This window comes from Parazoarcus sp. PS-13 R2A (genome assembly GCF_057621855.1).
Genome location: NZ_JBYEXN010000032.1, coordinates 20,717 through 36,593 on the forward strand (window position 1 = coordinate 20,717; position 15,877 = coordinate 36,593).

Genomic DNA, 15,877 nt, shown 5'->3' on the forward strand with positions numbered 1-15,877 from the left:
CACGTGTCCTGCAGCAGATGTGTGTTCTGTGCGGCACGGATCAACACGCTAGCGACGGGATCGTGCAGGCGGCATCCTGCTTCTGATCCGGGGGCTCGATGGCCTGGTAGCATGGGCTTTTCATCATGCTGGCGGCGCTGATGATGGCGTCAACGACCTCGGTGCGGGTGAAGCCGTCACGCCAGGCGATAGCAACCCGGCGTGAGGGCGCGGGTGCTTCGAAGGGGATGGCTGTCACCATGTCGTTGCGATATACGCCGCCCAGCGATGAAGCGGGCAGGACGGAAATGCCATAGTTTGATGCCACCATGCAGCGTACGGTCTCGATCGAATGCCCTTCAAGCGCCGAGCCGTCTGCGTGGCTCATCTCGGGGCAGGCGTCGAGCACCTGTTCGCGAAAGCAGTTGCCTGCCTTGAGCACCAGCACGTCTTCGTCGCCCACTTCGTGACGCGCGATCTTCTTGCGCTTTGACCAACGGTGCCCCTTGGGTACCACGACCTGAAACTCTTCGTCATACAGCGGGTGCACCCTGATGCCCGGCATGTCGAACGGCAGCGCAATGATTGCCGCATCGATGGTGCCGTACTTGAGGCTGTCCGCGAGCAGCGCGGTCATGCTTTCCTCGATGTAGAGGCGTGTGTCGGGGGCGACCTTCTTCATGGCCGAGATGAGTTCGGGCAAGAGGTAGGGGCCGATGGTATGGATCACGCCAAGGCGAAAGTCGCCAGCCAGCGGATTCTTGCCGGTACGGGCCACAAGTTCGATGCGTTTGACATCGTCGAGCGCCTTGCGCGCCTGAGTGACGACCTGCCTGCCGAGGTCGGTGAGGGCGACACGTCCTTTGCTGCGCTCGATGAGGGACACACCGAGTTCACTCTCCAGCTGCTGAAGCGCAACACTGAGTGTGGGCTGGCTGACCTGGCAGCGCTCTGCGGCCCGACTGAAGGAGCCTTCGTCGGCGAAGGCCACGAGATATCTCAAGGCAGTAAGTTTCATGGCTCTATCTATAGGACTTGTCTATGCAATGTATAGCAAAAAACTACAATAAAAACATTGAGTTATGTCAATACCTGGAAAGTTGTGGAGCGTATCTTGCACGCAATCGCGTTTGCAACAGCTTTTCATCAGTTAGAGGTGTTCAGCATGAGACTCCAAATCCTCGTCGCTTCCATTGTTGCCATTGGCATCTCTGCCAGCGCTGCAGCGGCACCGGCGGACGAACCCATTCAGGTTATCAAGCCGGCAGCCAACATCAATCTCGGTCTGGTTGACCTGGGCAAGAAGCTCTACTTCGATCCCCGCCTTTCCAAGTCCGGTTTCATTTCATGCAACTCCTGTCATAACCTCTCGATGGGTGGCACGGACAACATTCCCACCTCGATCGGCGACAAGTGGCAGCAAGGTCCGATCAATTCACCGACGGTGTTGAACTCGAGCCTGAACCTCGCACAGTTCTGGGATGGCCGTGCGGCCGACCTCAAGGAACAGGCCGGTGGCCCGATCGCCAACCCTGGCGAAATGGGCTTCTCGCATACCCTGGCCGTGCAGGTGCTGGAGACCATTCCGGGCTACGTCCGCGAATTCAGGCAGGTCTTCGGCAAGGACAAGATCGATATCGATCAGGTCACGCTCGCCATCGCCGAGTTCGAGAAAACCCTGGTGACGCCGAACTCGCGCTTCGACCAGTGGCTGCTGGGCAAGACCGATGCGCTGTCCCAAAATGAACTGGCGGGCTACACCTTGTTCAAGGAGAGCGGCTGCGTTGCCTGCCACAATGGTGAGGCCGTGGGCGGCAACTCCTTCCAGAAGATGGGTATCGTCGAGCCCTACAAAACCAAGGCCACTGCCGGTGGCCGTGCGGATGTGACCGGCAAGGACGCGGACCGCTTCAACTTCAAGGTGCCGACCCTGCGTAACGTGGAACTGACCTATCCGTACTTCCACGATGGTGCGGCCAACACGCTCGCCGAGGCCGTCGACATCATGGGGCGCCTGCAGCTGGGCAAGAAGTTCACCGATGCGGAGAATGCCAAGATCGTGGCCTTCCTGAAGACCTTGACCGGCGATCAGCCAAGTTTTGCACTGCCGATCCTGCCACCTTCGTCGGATACGACACCGCGGCCACAGCCGTTCTCGAAGTAGGCTTCAAGGGGTTTGAAATGCAGGGGGCTTCGGCCCCCTTTCTGCATTGTTTCGCTTCAGCCTTCGCCGGCCAGCGCGCGCAGCTTCTCCAGTTCGCTGGTATCGATCGCAATGCCGACGCGTGCGGATTCGGCGCGCTGGCGATAGCGGCGATCGCCGGGCTGGCGGGTCTGGCCTGCGTCCTGCATTTCCCTGACGAGGATCTCCGTGCGCTGGGCGAAATTGCTGCCGGCACCCTTTGACGGATCGATCACGATCAGCAGTTCGCCGGTCCACGGTGTTTTTGCACCCGGATGCTGCGACCAGTCGAAATCGAAGGAGAAATTGCCGCCCGTCAGTGCTGCCGCGAGCAGTTCGACCATCATCGACAGCGCCGAGCCCTTGTAGCCGCCGAATGGCAGCAGTGCGCCACCGTCGAGAATCGCGGCGGGGTCCCGGGTCGGCTCGCCGTTGCGGTCCACGCCATAGCCTTCGGGCAGGGTGTGACCTTCGCGGGCGGCAATCTGCACGTCGCCGTGGGCAATGGCGCTGGTGGCGAGGTCGAACACCAGCGGATCGGCACCCGCGCGAGGCGCGGCGAAGGCGATCGGATTGGTGCCGAACAGCGGCTTGTGGCCGCCATGCGGCACGACGCAGGCCATGCTGTTGACGAAGGCCAGGGCGACCAGCCCGTCCTGTGCGAAGGGTTCGACGTCCGGCCACAGGGCCGCGAAATGGTGGGAGTTGCGGATCGCGAGCAGCGCGATGCCGTTGTGCCGGACCTTCTCCAGCAGCAGCGGGCGGGCGGCCTCCAGTGCGGGCTGGGCGAAGCCATTGCCGGCATCCACGGCCACATAGCCGGGTGCGACATCTTCCACCCGTGGAACCGCCTTGCCATCGACCCAGCCACTGGCCAGCGTGGAGAGGTAGCCCGGAATCCGGAAGACGCCGTGGCTGTCAGATCCGTCGCGTTGCGCACTGGCGCAGTTTGCCGCCAGCACCTTTGCCACGTCGTCCGAGGTGCCGTGACGCACGAAGATCCGTGCAAGGAGGGCTTCGAGCTCGGAGAAAGGGAGAAGGGTCTTGCTGGTCGATGTGCTCATGTCCTGTTCGCCTGGGCCTCAATATCAGTGATCAATATTCTACGCATAAAGCAGATGCGGCCCGGCAGGCGGCCGGATTCGCTTCACGGGCCGGCATGCGCAAGGCGGTTTTCCCCCGCGCCCTGCGCCCCGCAGCATCCCCACGCGTAAAAACATCGCACAATCCTTTAAACTACCGGGTTTCGCTCGATCCTTCGCTCGGTACGGGGATTACGTCATTCAAAGCTCGGGGGCACCCATGATCTCGGTTGAAAAAATCGGTGGCACGTCAATGTCGGCATTCGGAGATGTGCTGCGGCACATCATGTTGTACGACAAGGCGCGCATTTATGGCCGTATCTATGTGGTGTCGGCCTATTCGGGTGTGACCAACCAGTTGCTCGAGCACAAGAAGACGGGCGAGCCCGGCATTTATGCGCTGTTTGCAGAGCGCAAGGACTACCACGGTGCGCTGAGCAACCTGGCCCAGAGCCTGAAGAAGCTCAACGCAGGCTTTGCCGACCTCGGCCTGCCCCTGGATGTGGCCGATGCCTTCGTTGATACGCGCATTGGCGAAGCCAGGAAATACCTCGACGCCATGCATCACGTGCTGGCCAGTGGTTACCTGAGCCGCGAGAACGTGCTGCTGGCGGCACGCGAGGTGCTGGCATCGATCGGCGAATCGCACAGCGCATTCAATGCGGTCGAGATGCTCAAGGCTGCCGGGGTGAATGCGATCCTGCTCGATCTCGCAGGTTTCCATGATGACGAAGCCCTGACCATCGATCAGCGCATCAGCAACAGCTTCAAGGACCTTGATCTGGCGAACAACGTGGTGGTGGCCACCGGCTACACCAAGGGGATCGAGGGCATCATGCGCGAGTTTGACCGCGGATACTCCGAGGTCACGTTCAGCAAGATCGCGGTGGAAGTGAGACCGGCCGAGGCCGTGATCCACAAGGAGTTTCACCTGTCCTCCGCCGACCCCAACATCGTCGGCCTGGAAAACGCAGTGATCGTGGGCGCCACCAACTACGACGTGGCCGATCAGCTGGCCGATGTCGGCATGGAGGCCATACATCCCAAGGCGTCCAAGCCAATGGAACGGGCCGGCATTCCGATCCGCCTGAAGAACACCTTCGAACCCGAGCACCCCGGTACCCTGATCACCAAGGACTACGTCGGTGAGCGCGCCCGCGTGGAGATCGTGACCGGCAGCGACAAGGTGACGCTGGTCGAGATCCATGACCCGAGCATGGTTGGCACGGTAGGTTTCGACCTCGGCATCATGGAGATCTTCCGTCGTCACGACGTGTCCTACATCCTCAAGGCCACCAACGCCAATTCGATCGCCCACCTGCTGTGGGAGAATTCGGTCACGCCGGCGCTGATCGACGAGCTGGAGACCACGTACCAGGTGGTCACCATCAAGCCGAGCGCCATCGTGTGCACCATCGGTTCGAACATCAGCATCCCCGGCGTTCTCGCCCGCGCGGCACAGGCGCTGGCCGAAGCCGAGGTGAACGTGAACTGCGTGTCGCAGACCCTGCGTCAGGTGAACATGCAGTTCATCGTCGAGCGCGAGGACTACAAGAAGTCGATCATCGCGCTGAACCACTCGCTGTGCGTCAATTCCGGCACACCGGTGCCGGTGGCGTAATCCATCGAGGGGCAGCCGGACTGTCAGGTCTGCCCCTCGCGCAAGCAGAACCGCACGCCTGCGCCAGCAGGTTTCAAGTGCGGCGCGCGCTTTTGTTGCCAGTGTTCAGCGTCCCTGCGAACTGGCTGGCTGAGAGGCGACTTCCGGTTGGCGTGGCACGCTGCGGTATGCAATCGCAAGCGCGGCTGCGAGAAGGAGCGCTGCGACTGCGAAGGTGAGCCGCATGCCGAGCGCAACGGATGCGGGAGATGCGGTCGTGATGTCGGCGCTTCCGGACGCCAGCGCGAACACCGCACCCATTACCGACGCGCCAGTGACGAGGCCGAGATTCCGCGCCAGATTGAGCACGGCGGACACCACGCCGCGCTGGTTCGGGCCGGCATCCTTCATCACCGAGGTGTTGTTGGCCGTCTGGAACAAGGCATAACTTGCGGTGATCACCACAAGAGGCGCGATGTAGCCAACGATGCCGAGTGTGAAGGGGACGATGGATAGCGCAAGCGATCCGCTTGCCATGCCGATCAGTCCGAGGCTGGAAACACCTTGCGCGCCAAAGCGGTCGGCGATGCGCCCGGCAGGCGCGGCGGTCAGTGCGGCAACGAGCGGGCCAACCGACATGACCAGTCCAACGGATGCCGCCCCGAGTCCGAGTGCGCGTGCCAGATAGAACGGCCCGACAACCAGTGTCGACATCATGACCGTCGATACGATTGCGCTCGTGGCGAGGCTGCTGCTGAGGGTCCGGCTGCGGAAGAGCTCAAGCTGAAGCAGCGGGAATGCGGTCCTTGATTCGACACGCACGAACAAGCAGATCCCGGTCGCTGCGATCAGCAACAGACCCAGTGTCTGCAGGCCGAAACCGCCGCGGCCTGTTGTCATTGCCAGCGCGTAGGCCGCGAGTGCCAGCGCGAGCAGCAGCGTGCCGATCACGTCGAAAGTGGGGCGCCCGGCACCGGTGCGTGCGAGTTCCCGTGGCAGGTAGCGATCGGTGAGTACGAGCGCCACAATGCCCAGCGGCAGGTTGATGAGAAAGATTGCCGGCCAGCCGTAGCCGTTGATCAACAGGCCACCGAGCGATGGCCCGAGTGCGGTGCCGATTGCCGACATTGTTCCGAGCAGGCCAATCACGCTGCCGGTCCTGGCCTTCGGCGCGATCTCTCCGACGATGGCCATGGCAAGGGCCATCATGATGGCGGCGCCAAGGCCCTGAAGCCCGCGGGCAGCGGTCAGCATCGGCAGCGAGGACGCCATGCCGCACAGGCCTGAGGCGACGGTAAACAGCGCGATTCCGACCAGTAGCAGGCGTTTGCGGCCAATGAGGTCGCCGAGCCTGCCGACGCTCACGATCAGGGTCGTGATGGCGAGGAGGTAGGAGAGGACGATCCATTGCACCGCCTGAAATGACGCATTGAAGGCTTCCGCGAGGTTCGGCAAGGCAACGTTGGCGATGCTGGTGCCAAGTGAGGACAGCAATACCGATAGCGACAGACTGACGAGCGCGCCACGGACCGGGATTGCCCCTTTCGTCGGGTCCGCAATGGAAGAAACACGTTCAGCTTCGATTGTTTTCATGATGAGCCCCTGTTGTCGGCAATGCCCGCTATTGGCATGTCGAAATCGTAGAACGCTCAGTTGCATGGCGGAAGACGCAGCATTTGCACTTTAGTGTTGCGTTTGACGCCATATATTGGCGGCCGCTGCTATGCTTGACTGATGTCGAAACCCGATCTGAATCTGCTTGTCACCCTCGACGTCCTGCTGGCCGAGGGCAGCGTCGCGGGGGCTGCAAGGCGACTGAGGCTGAGCCCGTCCGCGATGAGCAGGGCGTTGGCGCGGTTGCGCACGGTGACGGGCGATCCACTGCTGGTCAGAGCGGGGCGGGGTCTCGTCCCTACGCCGCGGGCGGTCGAACTGCGCGAACGCGCCCGACAACTCGTGCAGGATGCCGAGGCTGTGCTGCGCCCGGTCGAAAAGCTCGATCTCGGGCGCCTGGTCAGAACCTTCACGCTGCGAACCAGTGAAGGCTTTGCAGAGACGTTCGGCCCGGCGCTTATCGCGCGCGTCCGCGACGAGGCGCCCGGAGTGTGCCTGCGCTTTGTGCACAAGCCCGACAAGGATGGCAGGGCCCTTCGCGACGGATTCGTCGATCTTGAAACGGGCGTGGTGGGAAAATCGGCGGCACCGGAGCTGCGTGTGCAGGCCCTGTTCAGGGACCGTTTCATCGGCGTGGTGCGTGCGGGACACACGCTGAGCCAGGGTGAGCTCACACCGCTGCGCTATGCGAGCGCCGCGCATATTCATGTTTCGAGGCAGGGGCTCGACAAGGGGCCGATCGATGAGGCGCTGACGGAACTTGGCCTCGAACGAGAGATTGTCACGATTGTCAGCGGCTTTTCCACTGCGCTGGCCCTGGCACGGGCTTCGGATCTGGTTGCCAGTGTCCCCGAACGCCATACCGGTGGCCTGCGCAGCGGTATGTTCAGTTTTCCCTTGCCCGTTTCGCTGCCGGAACTTTCGGTTTCAATGCTGTGGCACCCACGGCTGGATGCCGAGCCGGCACATCGGTGGTTACGTTCCTGTGTCAGGGATGTCTGCGCGGCGCTGCGCTGAATGCTTGAGTGACTGCGGACTGGTATCAAACGGCATCGAAGGCGGCCGCTGTTCTGTCGGCCGCCGGCTCGGCGCGGATCTGCGGCAGGAACTGCGGATACTCGCGCTGAATGAAGTCGAGCATCCCTTCGCGGATGCGGCAGCGCAGATCCCATGCCTTGGCCGCATCCGGCGCGCTTACCAGGGCACGCAACTGCACCGCGCGGTCGCTCGCGTCCACCACCTGCAGGACCTGTATCCGGCTGTCCCACTCCGGGGCGAGCTTGCACAGGCGTTCGAGTTCGGTGCGCAGGGGCGCGAGCGGCATGCGGTAGTCCACCCACCAATGGACTGAGCCGATCAGTTGCGAGCTGTCACGGGTCCAGTTCTGAAAAGGGTTCTCGATGAAGTAGTTGAGCGGCACCACCAGGCGGCGCTCGTCCCACACCCGCACCACCACGTAGGTACTGAAGATCTGCTCGATCCAGCCCCACTCCTTTTCCACGATTACCACGTCGCCGATGCGGATCGGCTGGGTCAGGGCGATCTGCAGGCCAGCCAGCAGGTTGGCCAGCACCGGGCGCGCGGCAAAACCCACCACCAGTCCGGCCACACCGGCCGAGGCCAGCATGCTGGCACCGATCTGGCGCACAGCAGGAAAGGTCATCAGCATGGCCGCGGCGCCAACCGTGACCACCAGAAACCCGGTGATGCGGGTCAGCACCCGGGTCTGGGTTCGTACCCGGCGCGCCTGGTACTCATCCTCGATCTTGCTGCCGCGATAGTCGTCGAGCACACCAGCTCCGACGCCATGCACCGCACGCAGCGCGGTCCACGTGAGTGCGCCGATGGCAAGCAGCACCAGAAGTTGGTGCGCCGGGCCCACGCCGGGGAGTTCGGCCGGCAGGCCTTCAAGCCCGAGCAGGGCGCCGAGCGCGAGCATGGCCCAGCGCATCGGCATGCGTGTCCCCCGCACGAAGGCCTCGCCCACCGTACTGCCACGGACGAATCGGGCCAGCGCAACGTAGATCAGGCTGTGGGTCGCCAGCGCGAGAGTCAGCGCCAGGGCCGCCGCGACCAGGCTACCCATCCAGGGACCGATGCGTCCGTCGAGCCAGGCTTCGAGTGATTGAGGGTCGGGAATGTGGAGTTCGTTCATAAGCGCCTCATGTCCTGTGGCGACAGTTTGCCGCAATGCACAAGGTAAGGGGGCGATGCGGTCAAATGGTTCCGCTGCACGCCGGGTAATCCTGGCTGTGATCCGCCACGCCGACGAATATCAGAAATCGACCGGCGCCCCCTTCCATGTACCGGGTTTCGGCCGTGCGCGACGAAGGGCAACGCCAGCCTCGCACCAGCCCTCGCAGGCGTTGCGCCCGGGTTGCCGACGGAAGAAGTTCAGCAGTCCCTTGCACTTCGCGTAGCGGTGAAAGAAACGCAGGATGAAGTCGCGTGCCGATGCGCTTGGAGGCTGTACGCTGCAGACGAGCTTGTCATCCTGCATCCCCCTGTCGGTCAGGGTCACTGCGCCCCAGGCCTTGACCCGCACGCGTGTGCCTTGCGCAAGCCTCGGCCCCAGCACCAGCGCATCGAGCAGATCGCCCTCAAGGCCCAGCAGGTTCGGCACCGAACCGTAGTTGAAGGGACATGGCAGCGGAGAGATGAAGTCGAGTTGCCCCGACGATCCGCGCTTGATGAAGCTGCCACGGGGAATCTCGATCACCACTTCGAGCTCGGGCGGTGCGGACGCCGCCTGCTGAGGGGCTGGGTCACTGCGGCCTGGAGGGTTCATACCGCAAGTGTAGATGCGAAAACCTGACGCGCCCTCCTGCCGGGCGAGGATACGGGTCTGCGTGGCGGCCGGACGTGCTGATTCCGCGTCGTGTATGACCTGGCGTGCTGAGGTGAAAAAAGGGCGGGGAACCGCTTGCCGGATCCCCGCCCCTCGTGACGCTCTGCCAGCAATTGCCTGGCAACTTGCCAGTTTATGGTCGCCGCTACAACACCTGTAGCGGTGGGCATAAATTGGCAGAGCCCTCCTCGCTTTGCGCGGCTTTTCAGGAGGTTGCTAAGCAAAATTTGGCAGAGATGCAGGCATAAATTGACAGACGCGAAAAGGACGCCTGACTGCGTAAAAAACGTATAAAAAATAGATACTTAGAAGTATACTTTTTGTGGAAGAAATTTCAAGTTTAACCTTAGACTGTTGCGGCATCCCGATGCCTAGTTGCTGCCTCGCTCGTTGAGTTCCCTGACGAGCTTTTCTCGCGCAATCGGGTCTCGCGGAACCAACCCCCACCATGGATCGAAAACGAGTAGTGAGTTACCGCTTTGCATGGGTGACTCCGACGACGCTTGCAACACTGGCGGGACGCGCGGCTTCACTCGCGGAGGCGCTGGGCTTTGGGGTGCTGTATCCGTGGCTTCGTGGATGTGTGTTGGTTCATAGGGCTCATCTTTGACCGCGATATCCAAGTGTAACCATCGTCGGATGCCGGGGTCGAGGACAGCTAGTCCCCTGAGTGTTGCAGTGGTCCAACCTGCACGTTGGCGACGGTAGGCGCTAGACAGGTCGATCTCAACGGTGGGTATCCCTGTCCGAGTGATTTCTGCGCATTTGTCATCGCCGCATCGGTGCGTCACTGTGATTTCAACGTGTAGGACGGTAGATTCCGAGCGCAGTACGACGTCTGGGCGTTGTCCGTGCCATCGTTGTTCGTCGGGTAAGAGCGCCTCCTCGTACAGCGTAGGCTCGAACTCAAGCGGGAGAAGTAGTTGACGCTCGTCGGCGAGGATTTGTTTGGCCATCCGGTGAAGCGCAGTCTCTTGCCCCGTTCCACAGCTTCGGCCGCGATGAGCAAAATGGTGAACGCGGTGAGGGCCTTTTTTGGCGATCAATGGGGCTTTACACGCTGGGCAGAAGCAGCCACAGGGGAGCCCGCGATCGACTTCCCTGATGGAGCGCATCCGCCCCTCCGAGTCCATGCCGAAATCTAGTGTGCGGTCGATCGATCTAGCCATGATCGGCCTCTGCACGAAGTTCGTCTGAAACGATGGCGCGAAACTGATGAAACACAATCCAGTTTTGGTACTGGCCTTCCCATCGTCCTCTGTTCCGACAGATGGGCTCGACGATGGCTCGGATAGGGTCGTTGCACGGATGCCAGACAGCCATGTCACCCGATGGGAGCGGGCGTAGATGGATCGGAACACCATGAATATGCAGAATGACGACGTTCGACATGACCTTTCTCCTTGCTTGATGGGAGAGGTCAGGTTAGGTGCCCAAACCCTTGTAAATGCTGGACGCGGCCGGTATTGGAACGGTCTCCGGACGGTTCGCTGCTAGACTATTGGCATTATTTACGGGGTGTGAGAATGAGTGATCTCTCGGATGGAGCTGTTGAGACGGCTAAGCCCAGTCCTGCCGAACTTGTTCGCTACGCTGGCTGGTTTCAACGCTTCATCGATCCGGACCGGAACGCGGACTACAGGGGCGTTCCGTGGGATGTCTTCAGGGGCCTCTTGATTCAGCATTCGGCTGACTGGAAAGACGGAACCCCTGCTAACCCAGTAGCGACGAAGGAGCTCTGGTCGAGCGTCGTTGAGGGGAGGGGCGAAAGCGCAGCGGCCGTGGACGGAAGCAAGGCGCGCAAGAGACTGAATGATCACTGGTCGGAACTCGAAACGATGTTTCGCGAGCTCGTCGGGCGGTTTTCGGCGGGCGCAGTAAAAGAAGGTTTTGACGGGCTCCTGTGGCCTGTCAAAGATCGCTCGCCAGGTGGTCGCAGTGCGACGTATCGGCTGGAATGGCGTCCGGTCGGTGCGACTGTCGAACAGCCAACGCTACCAGCGACTTACAGCGAGCTTCCCTTCGTGCTGCGTTATCACGAAGACAAGTCCAGTCTTAGATTCTCGTGGCTGGGGCGGTTATTCTTTCTTCCGCTCTTTTTCAGGCGGCAAAGCGAACGGGCTGTGCGGGTGGACGGACGCAGACGGTACGTTCCTGCACTGGCCCTCGGGATGCTTGCGCTCATGACTGGGCTTTTGCTGCTACTTGCGCTTGCGACGACTACGTCTTCAGGGCTGAACTGGACGCTGATGCTGATGCCCGCTGTGTTCTACTGGGTTCTGCTTCATCCGTTGGCCCGCCTCTATGACCGAAGAATCATTATGGCGTCGCCGCTCTTCTACCCATTCAAGGAACGTGACTGTCAGGTTGAACTTACATGGGACGACGACGCGGCCGAGAACAATCGTACGTATGGATATAACCTGAGGCTTGTCAGATACGCGGCAGAATGCCCCCTGTGCGGCGCTAAGGTTTGGGTGAATGATGGCAAGCTCGAATTTTTTGATCGTCTTGTTGGCCGGTGTACTGATGAGCCTGGGGAGCATGTGTTCAGTTTCGACCACCAGCTCCTGTCGGGCTATTGGCTACGAGCGCCGCGCCGCTAGGAGCGTTCGTAAGTGATTTGGTGCGGGCCTTGTGCGCATAGTTTCCTCCATGCGCCTTTGCCAGGCTGGTTCGTCCAAGCAAGTTGCCTTGTTTAGCATCCCCTTATCGTTCTTGGTTAGCGAGTGCCGATGGAGTTCAGTGTCCAAGGATCGCTTCGTTGCGGGAGCAAGGTTCTGAACTGACAGGGTACTGCGATGCCAGGGACGTTCCTTGGGCAGAAAAGAGATCGGAGTACCGCTCATGTTTCATATGGCGGACTCTTCACTTCCTGTTCTTCTGAGCTGCCGGACTGACATGTCGCGCGACTCGTTCGCTGCATCACGTCCGTGCCCTGGTCCGGCTCATCCGCAGTTGCTTTCAGGAAGTGATATTCCACGCGCACTCTGACACGCGGGTCTTCATCGTGGCGTGTCAGGGAAGCAAATCGCTCAGGCAGTTTGGACAGGCAGCGACCTGTCGGGGGAAGATCAGGTCTTGGCTGCGCCATATGGCGCAAACTAATAAAGAAGTTGACGGGGGCAAATGGCGCGCGTAGTCTTCGTTACATCCGATGCACTTCAAAAGGAGTGGGTTATGAACGAAACAGCGCCCCCGACCAAGATCTCCGTTCAGATCTGGAAGCCGATAATTCAGAAGCTGAACGTGAAGCTGGAGAACGCATGTTTGCGGCGAGATGCGTATCTGAAGAAGATCCTAGATTTCGAGCTAAGCCGCTTGGATGAGGAGGTTTCCATCCCAAACTCGAAGGAGAGCTTCGACTATGTGTCGAAGGAACTGGATGCGTTGGATACAAAGCTCGTCAGCTTGAGTTTGTCCGACGATCTTGTAGAGAAGATGAATGACATCTTTAAGCGCAAGATGATCGTGCGGGACGCTTTCTTTAATCGGCTGTTCCTTTTGCTTGCAGCATCTCCGCGTGTGATCGACCAACTGCTTTTCCCTGCTGTCGAGTCGGAGTGGCGTGCTGATCTCTGGGCTGAGGCTGATCACTATCGAGATGCTATCCAGTCCGGCTTCTACCCGCTTGAACCGCAATCAAACCCATTTTGGGCAATCCGGGCAGGGTTTGAGTGCTATCGCGAGGAGCAGGATCTCTTCGACTACGTTGAGCCAACTAGTGGAAAAACGATCCAGGTTCAGCGGACGGTGTTTGATGAAGTAGCTCCCGCAGCAAGCCTCTATACAACGGTTTTCGGAATGAAAATCGGTGGGTACGGTCTTTTGGGACTTTCATGTTATTTGCCAGACTCGGCGATTCCGGGATCATCGGCATCCAAGAAGCTCAATGAGTTGCTTGATCTACTGTGAGGGACGCGATGATGACGAAACATGCAGCCGTTCGTGCCCAGCAACGGGCGATACCACAAATCGTGATCGACTTGCTGAGGGAGTTCGGTAGGGCCGAGCCGGCAGGTAAAGGTGCATCCAAGCTATTTTTCGACAAACGAGCCAGGCGTAAAGTAGAAACATACGCTGGACCACTCGCTGCTGCTATCGACGAGCATCTTGGTGTCTTTGCCGTCGTTGGTCCTGACGATAAGGTGATCACTGTCGGTCACCTGACAAAGCGCATTAATCGGCATTGATGCAAAGTCGCCTATCCACGATTGACCAAAAAAGGCGCCCGAGCCTCACGACTCGGGCGAAAGCTACTACAGGAGTAAATCGATTGCGGCTCGATGGTCAGTTAGTCATCGGCACCTGTAGGTTCTTCAGGAGTTTAAGTAAGGCGTTCGGCCCTCCTCGTTTCCAGTCAATCTGATATCGCATCCCTGGAGGCTCTCGGCCATCACTGGGTTCCGCGAACACGCGGTAACCGCTGTGCCGAAAGAGGTTCTCTTGAGTTCTAGCATTACGACCCGCTCTGATTCCAGAGGATTCGCATACGAGTTCGTGGCGATACATCGATGGATCAACTGCGACACTCAATGTGACGAGCGTTCCGTCGTTTGCGAGTCCGACATCTTTGTGGAGCACGATTGGCAATAGCAGTCGATCTGACTTCAACTCAATGATTCGAACTCTCATCTCAGTGCTTGTGTGCTTGCCATAAGGCGTAAGCTTTGCAGTCGTTGCAATTGAGCTCAGTTGGGCCTCATCAGCTAGTGAGATCGTCTTGATGGACATTGTTGTCTTCCTCCTGAAGCGTTCAACCTAGATCGTGTTGTTGTGTAAGCGAGTCAATCGATATCCCTAGCTTTTCAGTGACGGGACGAAACACTGATGTGGGAAAGCCGTCCGGCAACGTCGATTTGATGAACCCCCTGCGTCCCGAGAGCCACCGAATTGCTTCTTCGCGTTCGACATAGACGAAATAGCGCTCCTTTTTTGTTCGAAGACGGCGACTTGGTGGAACATCTCGCTGAGTTGCGTTTCGGACGCTACGTTCGGTCATGTTCGCAAGCAGGGCTAGTTCGGTTAGTGAAAGTCGTGATTCATCTAGATCCATCTGCTCAGCAAACATCATTACGAAGTCGTACTTGGATTCAAGCTCATGAGGAACATCCAGCTTCCAACGAGCAAAAAATTTGATGAGCAGGGGCTTCAATATCTCGATATTGCCGCTCGTTGGGACGCCATAAAATTCATCCATGTAGTTGAATGGCCGTAGCTGTGCATATGTGAAAGCCATCACATCGTGTATGACCTCCCCAAAGTTGAAGAGAAACTCCGGGAAAATCCCGTCCACTGCGTAATCCCTAACCATCAGAAGCTGCGCGTAGATATCGCTGTCTTCAGCCATTTGATTCATCTTGGCTCTGTACTCTGGAGAGTCGGCGAGTCCAGCGCCAAGACTCGACCGACCGTAGAACAGATCGAGCTTTGCGCTAAGCCCATGGATCGCATCAGCTACGACCTGCAGGATGTCTTCACGTGAGAGTGCGCCAATTGTGGCGCTGCCTTTGGGGGGATACCGATAGGGGAGAAAGTTGGTCATTTGTCATTGCCTCCTCAGTGCTAACGTGTTGGACACATCCTAAGGCAAAGTCGAATCTAAATGTGCCTATATTAGTTGGCACATAAAATGACAAACGAGATAACGTGCCGTCTCAACAATGATTGGTGGTACTCGGACGTGTAACGTACCAGCAGACTGCCAATTTGATTGCGGGCCCCTGAGCAGACGAGTTCGTGATCTGCGAGAGTGCCTTAGCCTCGTGTTGAGCTGCCCCTACGTGCGCTGCTTCGAGATCACCGTGTGGACGTGTACAAGAACAGCCTGAGACGACCAATGACGCAGTCATGGATGGGCGTTGAGCTTTGCACAAAACCGGGTTGCGTTTCGGGATTTAGGGGCGTAAAAAAGTTCGCTGAGAATCCCTAAAAGATGTCGAAGAAATCCCATCATGATCAATGATCAGTCGCGAGTCGCCGAAACCCTTGCCTCTCAACGTCACGCGGGATGCGCTGAAGCGAGCGATGAGGAAGGGGGTGAGCAATGACCTTCCGCCATGTAAAGCGCGGTCCGCCGTTTCTAACATTGCCACGGCACAAGCGCAGGGAAGCTGTCATTCGCCTCAAGGGCAGGATGCGCCGCAATGCCGGCAGATTCGGGGGGCGCTTCGATAGTAGTCTCGTGCTTAACGAGCCAGGTCGTCCGGATCTGTACAAGCAGAGCTTTAACTTCTACTTCCCCGGCTCCGAGCGGTTCACGATTTGGAACGTAACTGTCATTACTGCTCGGAAAGCCTTTTGGCAAAAAACTCACGACATTGCGTACAACCGAGTTGCAGGCATGCTGACCACCGAGGAGCTCGAAATGAACTTTAAGCTGCATTTCGAGGCAGCGGAGCGCTCAAAGACGGGGAAAATCCTGTCGTACAAACTCGCAGAGCGCGACGAAATGCGTTTCGAACATCTTGGTGGATTGACGTTCGATGAACAGCTGCAAAAACTGGAAGCGGAGATCGTCTGCAGCGAACCGCCAGTAGTTCATGAATCGTTTTTGCTAGATCGCAGCTATG

The 15,877-nt window shown here is 59.2% G+C and carries 14 protein-coding genes; 7 read left to right on the plus strand and 7 right to left on the minus strand.

Annotated elements, in window-relative coordinates; all coding sequences use genetic code 11:
* Nucleotides 1–40: 40 nt before the first annotated feature.
* A complete protein-coding gene (locus tag AC22G6_RS20525) occupies nucleotides 41–997 on the minus strand; it encodes a LysR substrate-binding domain-containing protein (protein ID WP_487368317.1) in 957 nt (318 codons plus the stop codon).
* 147 nt (nucleotides 998–1,144) lie between these two features.
* Here AC22G6_RS20525 and AC22G6_RS20530 point away from each other — a divergent pair, with 147 nt between their 5' ends.
* The gene (locus tag AC22G6_RS20530; protein ID WP_487368318.1) at nucleotides 1,145–2,143 is read left to right on the plus strand and encodes a cytochrome-c peroxidase; all 999 of its coding nucleotides are present in this window, start codon (nucleotides 1,145–1,147) and stop codon (nucleotides 2,141–2,143) included.
* A 56-nt stretch (nucleotides 2,144–2,199) separates the two neighbouring features.
* Here AC22G6_RS20530 and AC22G6_RS20535 read toward each other — a convergent pair whose 3' ends face one another.
* A complete protein-coding gene (locus AC22G6_RS20535) occupies nucleotides 2,200–3,225 on the minus strand; it encodes an Ldh family oxidoreductase (RefSeq protein WP_487368319.1) in 1,026 nt (341 codons plus the stop codon).
* Nucleotides 3,226–3,463: 238 nt separating this feature from the next.
* On the opposite strand from AC22G6_RS20535, the gene AC22G6_RS20540 reads away from it, so the two are divergent.
* Entirely contained in the window at nucleotides 3,464–4,864 is a 1,401-nt protein-coding gene (locus tag AC22G6_RS20540; RefSeq protein WP_487368320.1) for an aspartate kinase, read from the plus strand.
* 105 nt (nucleotides 4,865–4,969) lie between these two features.
* On the opposite strand, the gene AC22G6_RS20545 is transcribed toward AC22G6_RS20540, so the two are convergent.
* Nucleotides 4,970–6,436, minus strand: coding sequence for an MFS transporter (locus AC22G6_RS20545; protein ID WP_487368321.1), 1,467 nt, complete (start codon nucleotides 6,434–6,436; stop codon nucleotides 4,970–4,972).
* Between the two features lie 141 nt (nucleotides 6,437–6,577).
* Here AC22G6_RS20545 and AC22G6_RS20550 point away from each other — a divergent pair, with 141 nt between their 5' ends.
* Nucleotides 6,578–7,474, plus strand: a complete 897-nt coding sequence (locus tag AC22G6_RS20550; protein ID WP_487368322.1) for a LysR family transcriptional regulator — start codon at nucleotides 6,578–6,580, stop codon at nucleotides 7,472–7,474.
* A 25-nt stretch (nucleotides 7,475–7,499) separates the two neighbouring features.
* On the opposite strand, the gene AC22G6_RS20555 is transcribed toward AC22G6_RS20550, so the two are convergent.
* From AC22G6_RS20555 to AC22G6_RS20565, 3 genes are all read right to left on the minus strand, one after another.
* Entirely contained in the window at nucleotides 7,500–8,612 is a 1,113-nt protein-coding gene (locus AC22G6_RS20555) for a mechanosensitive ion channel family protein (RefSeq protein ID WP_487368323.1), read from the minus strand.
* Between the two features lie 120 nt (nucleotides 8,613–8,732).
* The gene (locus AC22G6_RS20560; protein WP_487368324.1) at nucleotides 8,733–9,245 is read right to left on the minus strand and encodes an inorganic diphosphatase; all 513 of its coding nucleotides are present in this window, start codon (nucleotides 9,243–9,245) and stop codon (nucleotides 8,733–8,735) included.
* A 431-nt stretch (nucleotides 9,246–9,676) separates the two neighbouring features.
* Nucleotides 9,677–10,669 carry a competence protein CoiA family protein gene (locus AC22G6_RS20565; RefSeq protein ID WP_487368325.1) on the minus strand — a complete coding sequence of 331 codons (993 nt, stop codon included), beginning with the start codon at nucleotides 10,667–10,669 and terminating at the stop codon, nucleotides 9,677–9,679.
* 162 nt (nucleotides 10,670–10,831) lie between these two features.
* On the opposite strand from AC22G6_RS20565, the gene AC22G6_RS20570 reads away from it, so the two are divergent.
* The 3 genes from AC22G6_RS20570 (at nucleotide 10,832) to AC22G6_RS20580 (ending at nucleotide 13,498) form a co-directional block, all read left to right on the plus strand.
* Nucleotides 10,832–11,911: a hypothetical protein gene (locus AC22G6_RS20570; RefSeq protein ID WP_487368326.1), complete on the plus strand. Its 1,080-nt coding sequence runs from the start codon at nucleotides 10,832–10,834 to the stop codon at nucleotides 11,909–11,911.
* Nucleotides 11,912–12,485: 574 nt separating this feature from the next.
* Nucleotides 12,486–13,220, plus strand: a complete 735-nt coding sequence (locus AC22G6_RS20575) for a hypothetical protein (protein WP_108949921.1) — start codon at nucleotides 12,486–12,488, stop codon at nucleotides 13,218–13,220.
* A gap of 8 nt (nucleotides 13,221–13,228) precedes the next feature.
* Nucleotides 13,229–13,498 (plus strand): hypothetical protein, encoded by a 270-nt coding sequence (locus tag AC22G6_RS20580; protein WP_234418834.1) that lies wholly within the window; start codon nucleotides 13,229–13,231, stop codon nucleotides 13,496–13,498.
* A gap of 563 nt (nucleotides 13,499–14,061) precedes the next feature.
* Here AC22G6_RS20580 and AC22G6_RS20585 read toward each other — a convergent pair.
* Complete coding sequence (locus AC22G6_RS20585) at nucleotides 14,062–14,850, minus strand: hypothetical protein (RefSeq protein ID WP_487368327.1); 789 nt, start codon at nucleotides 14,848–14,850, stop codon at nucleotides 14,062–14,064.
* A 501-nt stretch (nucleotides 14,851–15,351) separates the two neighbouring features.
* Here AC22G6_RS20585 and AC22G6_RS20590 point away from each other — a divergent pair.
* On the plus strand, nucleotides 15,352–15,877 hold a 526-nt coding region (locus AC22G6_RS20590), incomplete at its 3' end, for a hypothetical protein (protein ID WP_487368328.1).

Bases quoted from the DNA above. Each gene is read 5' to 3' on its own strand.
- AC22G6_RS20575 (WP_108949921.1), top strand. From the start codon at position 12,486: ATGAACGAAACAGCGCCCCCGACCAAGATCTCCGTTCAGATCTGGAAG.
- AC22G6_RS20555 (WP_487368323.1), bottom strand. From the start codon at position 8,612: ATGAACGAACTCCACATTCCCGACCCTCAATCACTCGAAGCCTGGCTC.
- AC22G6_RS20550 (WP_487368322.1), top strand. From the start codon at position 6,578: ATGTCGAAACCCGATCTGAATCTGCTTGTCACCCTCGACGTCCTGCTG.
- AC22G6_RS20580 (WP_234418834.1), top strand. From the start codon at position 13,229: ATGATGACGAAACATGCAGCCGTTCGTGCCCAGCAACGGGCGATACCA.
- AC22G6_RS20570 (WP_487368326.1), top strand. From the start codon at position 10,832: ATGAGTGATCTCTCGGATGGAGCTGTTGAGACGGCTAAGCCCAGTCCT.
- AC22G6_RS20565 (WP_487368325.1), bottom strand. From the start codon at position 10,669: ATGGTGTTCCGATCCATCTACGCCCGCTCCCATCGGGTGACATGGCTG.
- AC22G6_RS20525 (WP_487368317.1), bottom strand. From the start codon at position 997: ATGAAACTTACTGCCTTGAGATATCTCGTGGCCTTCGCCGACGAAGGC.
- AC22G6_RS20585 (WP_487368327.1), bottom strand. From the start codon at position 14,850: ATGACCAACTTTCTCCCCTATCGGTATCCCCCCAAAGGCAGCGCCACA.
- AC22G6_RS20540 (WP_487368320.1), top strand. From the start codon at position 3,464: ATGATCTCGGTTGAAAAAATCGGTGGCACGTCAATGTCGGCATTCGGA.
- AC22G6_RS20560 (WP_487368324.1), bottom strand. From the start codon at position 9,245: ATGAACCCTCCAGGCCGCAGTGACCCAGCCCCTCAGCAGGCGGCGTCC.
- AC22G6_RS20530 (WP_487368318.1), top strand. From the start codon at position 1,145: ATGAGACTCCAAATCCTCGTCGCTTCCATTGTTGCCATTGGCATCTCT.
- AC22G6_RS20545 (WP_487368321.1), bottom strand. From the start codon at position 6,436: ATGAAAACAATCGAAGCTGAACGTGTTTCTTCCATTGCGGACCCGACG.
- AC22G6_RS20535 (WP_487368319.1), bottom strand. From the start codon at position 3,225: ATGAGCACATCGACCAGCAAGACCCTTCTCCCTTTCTCCGAGCTCGAA.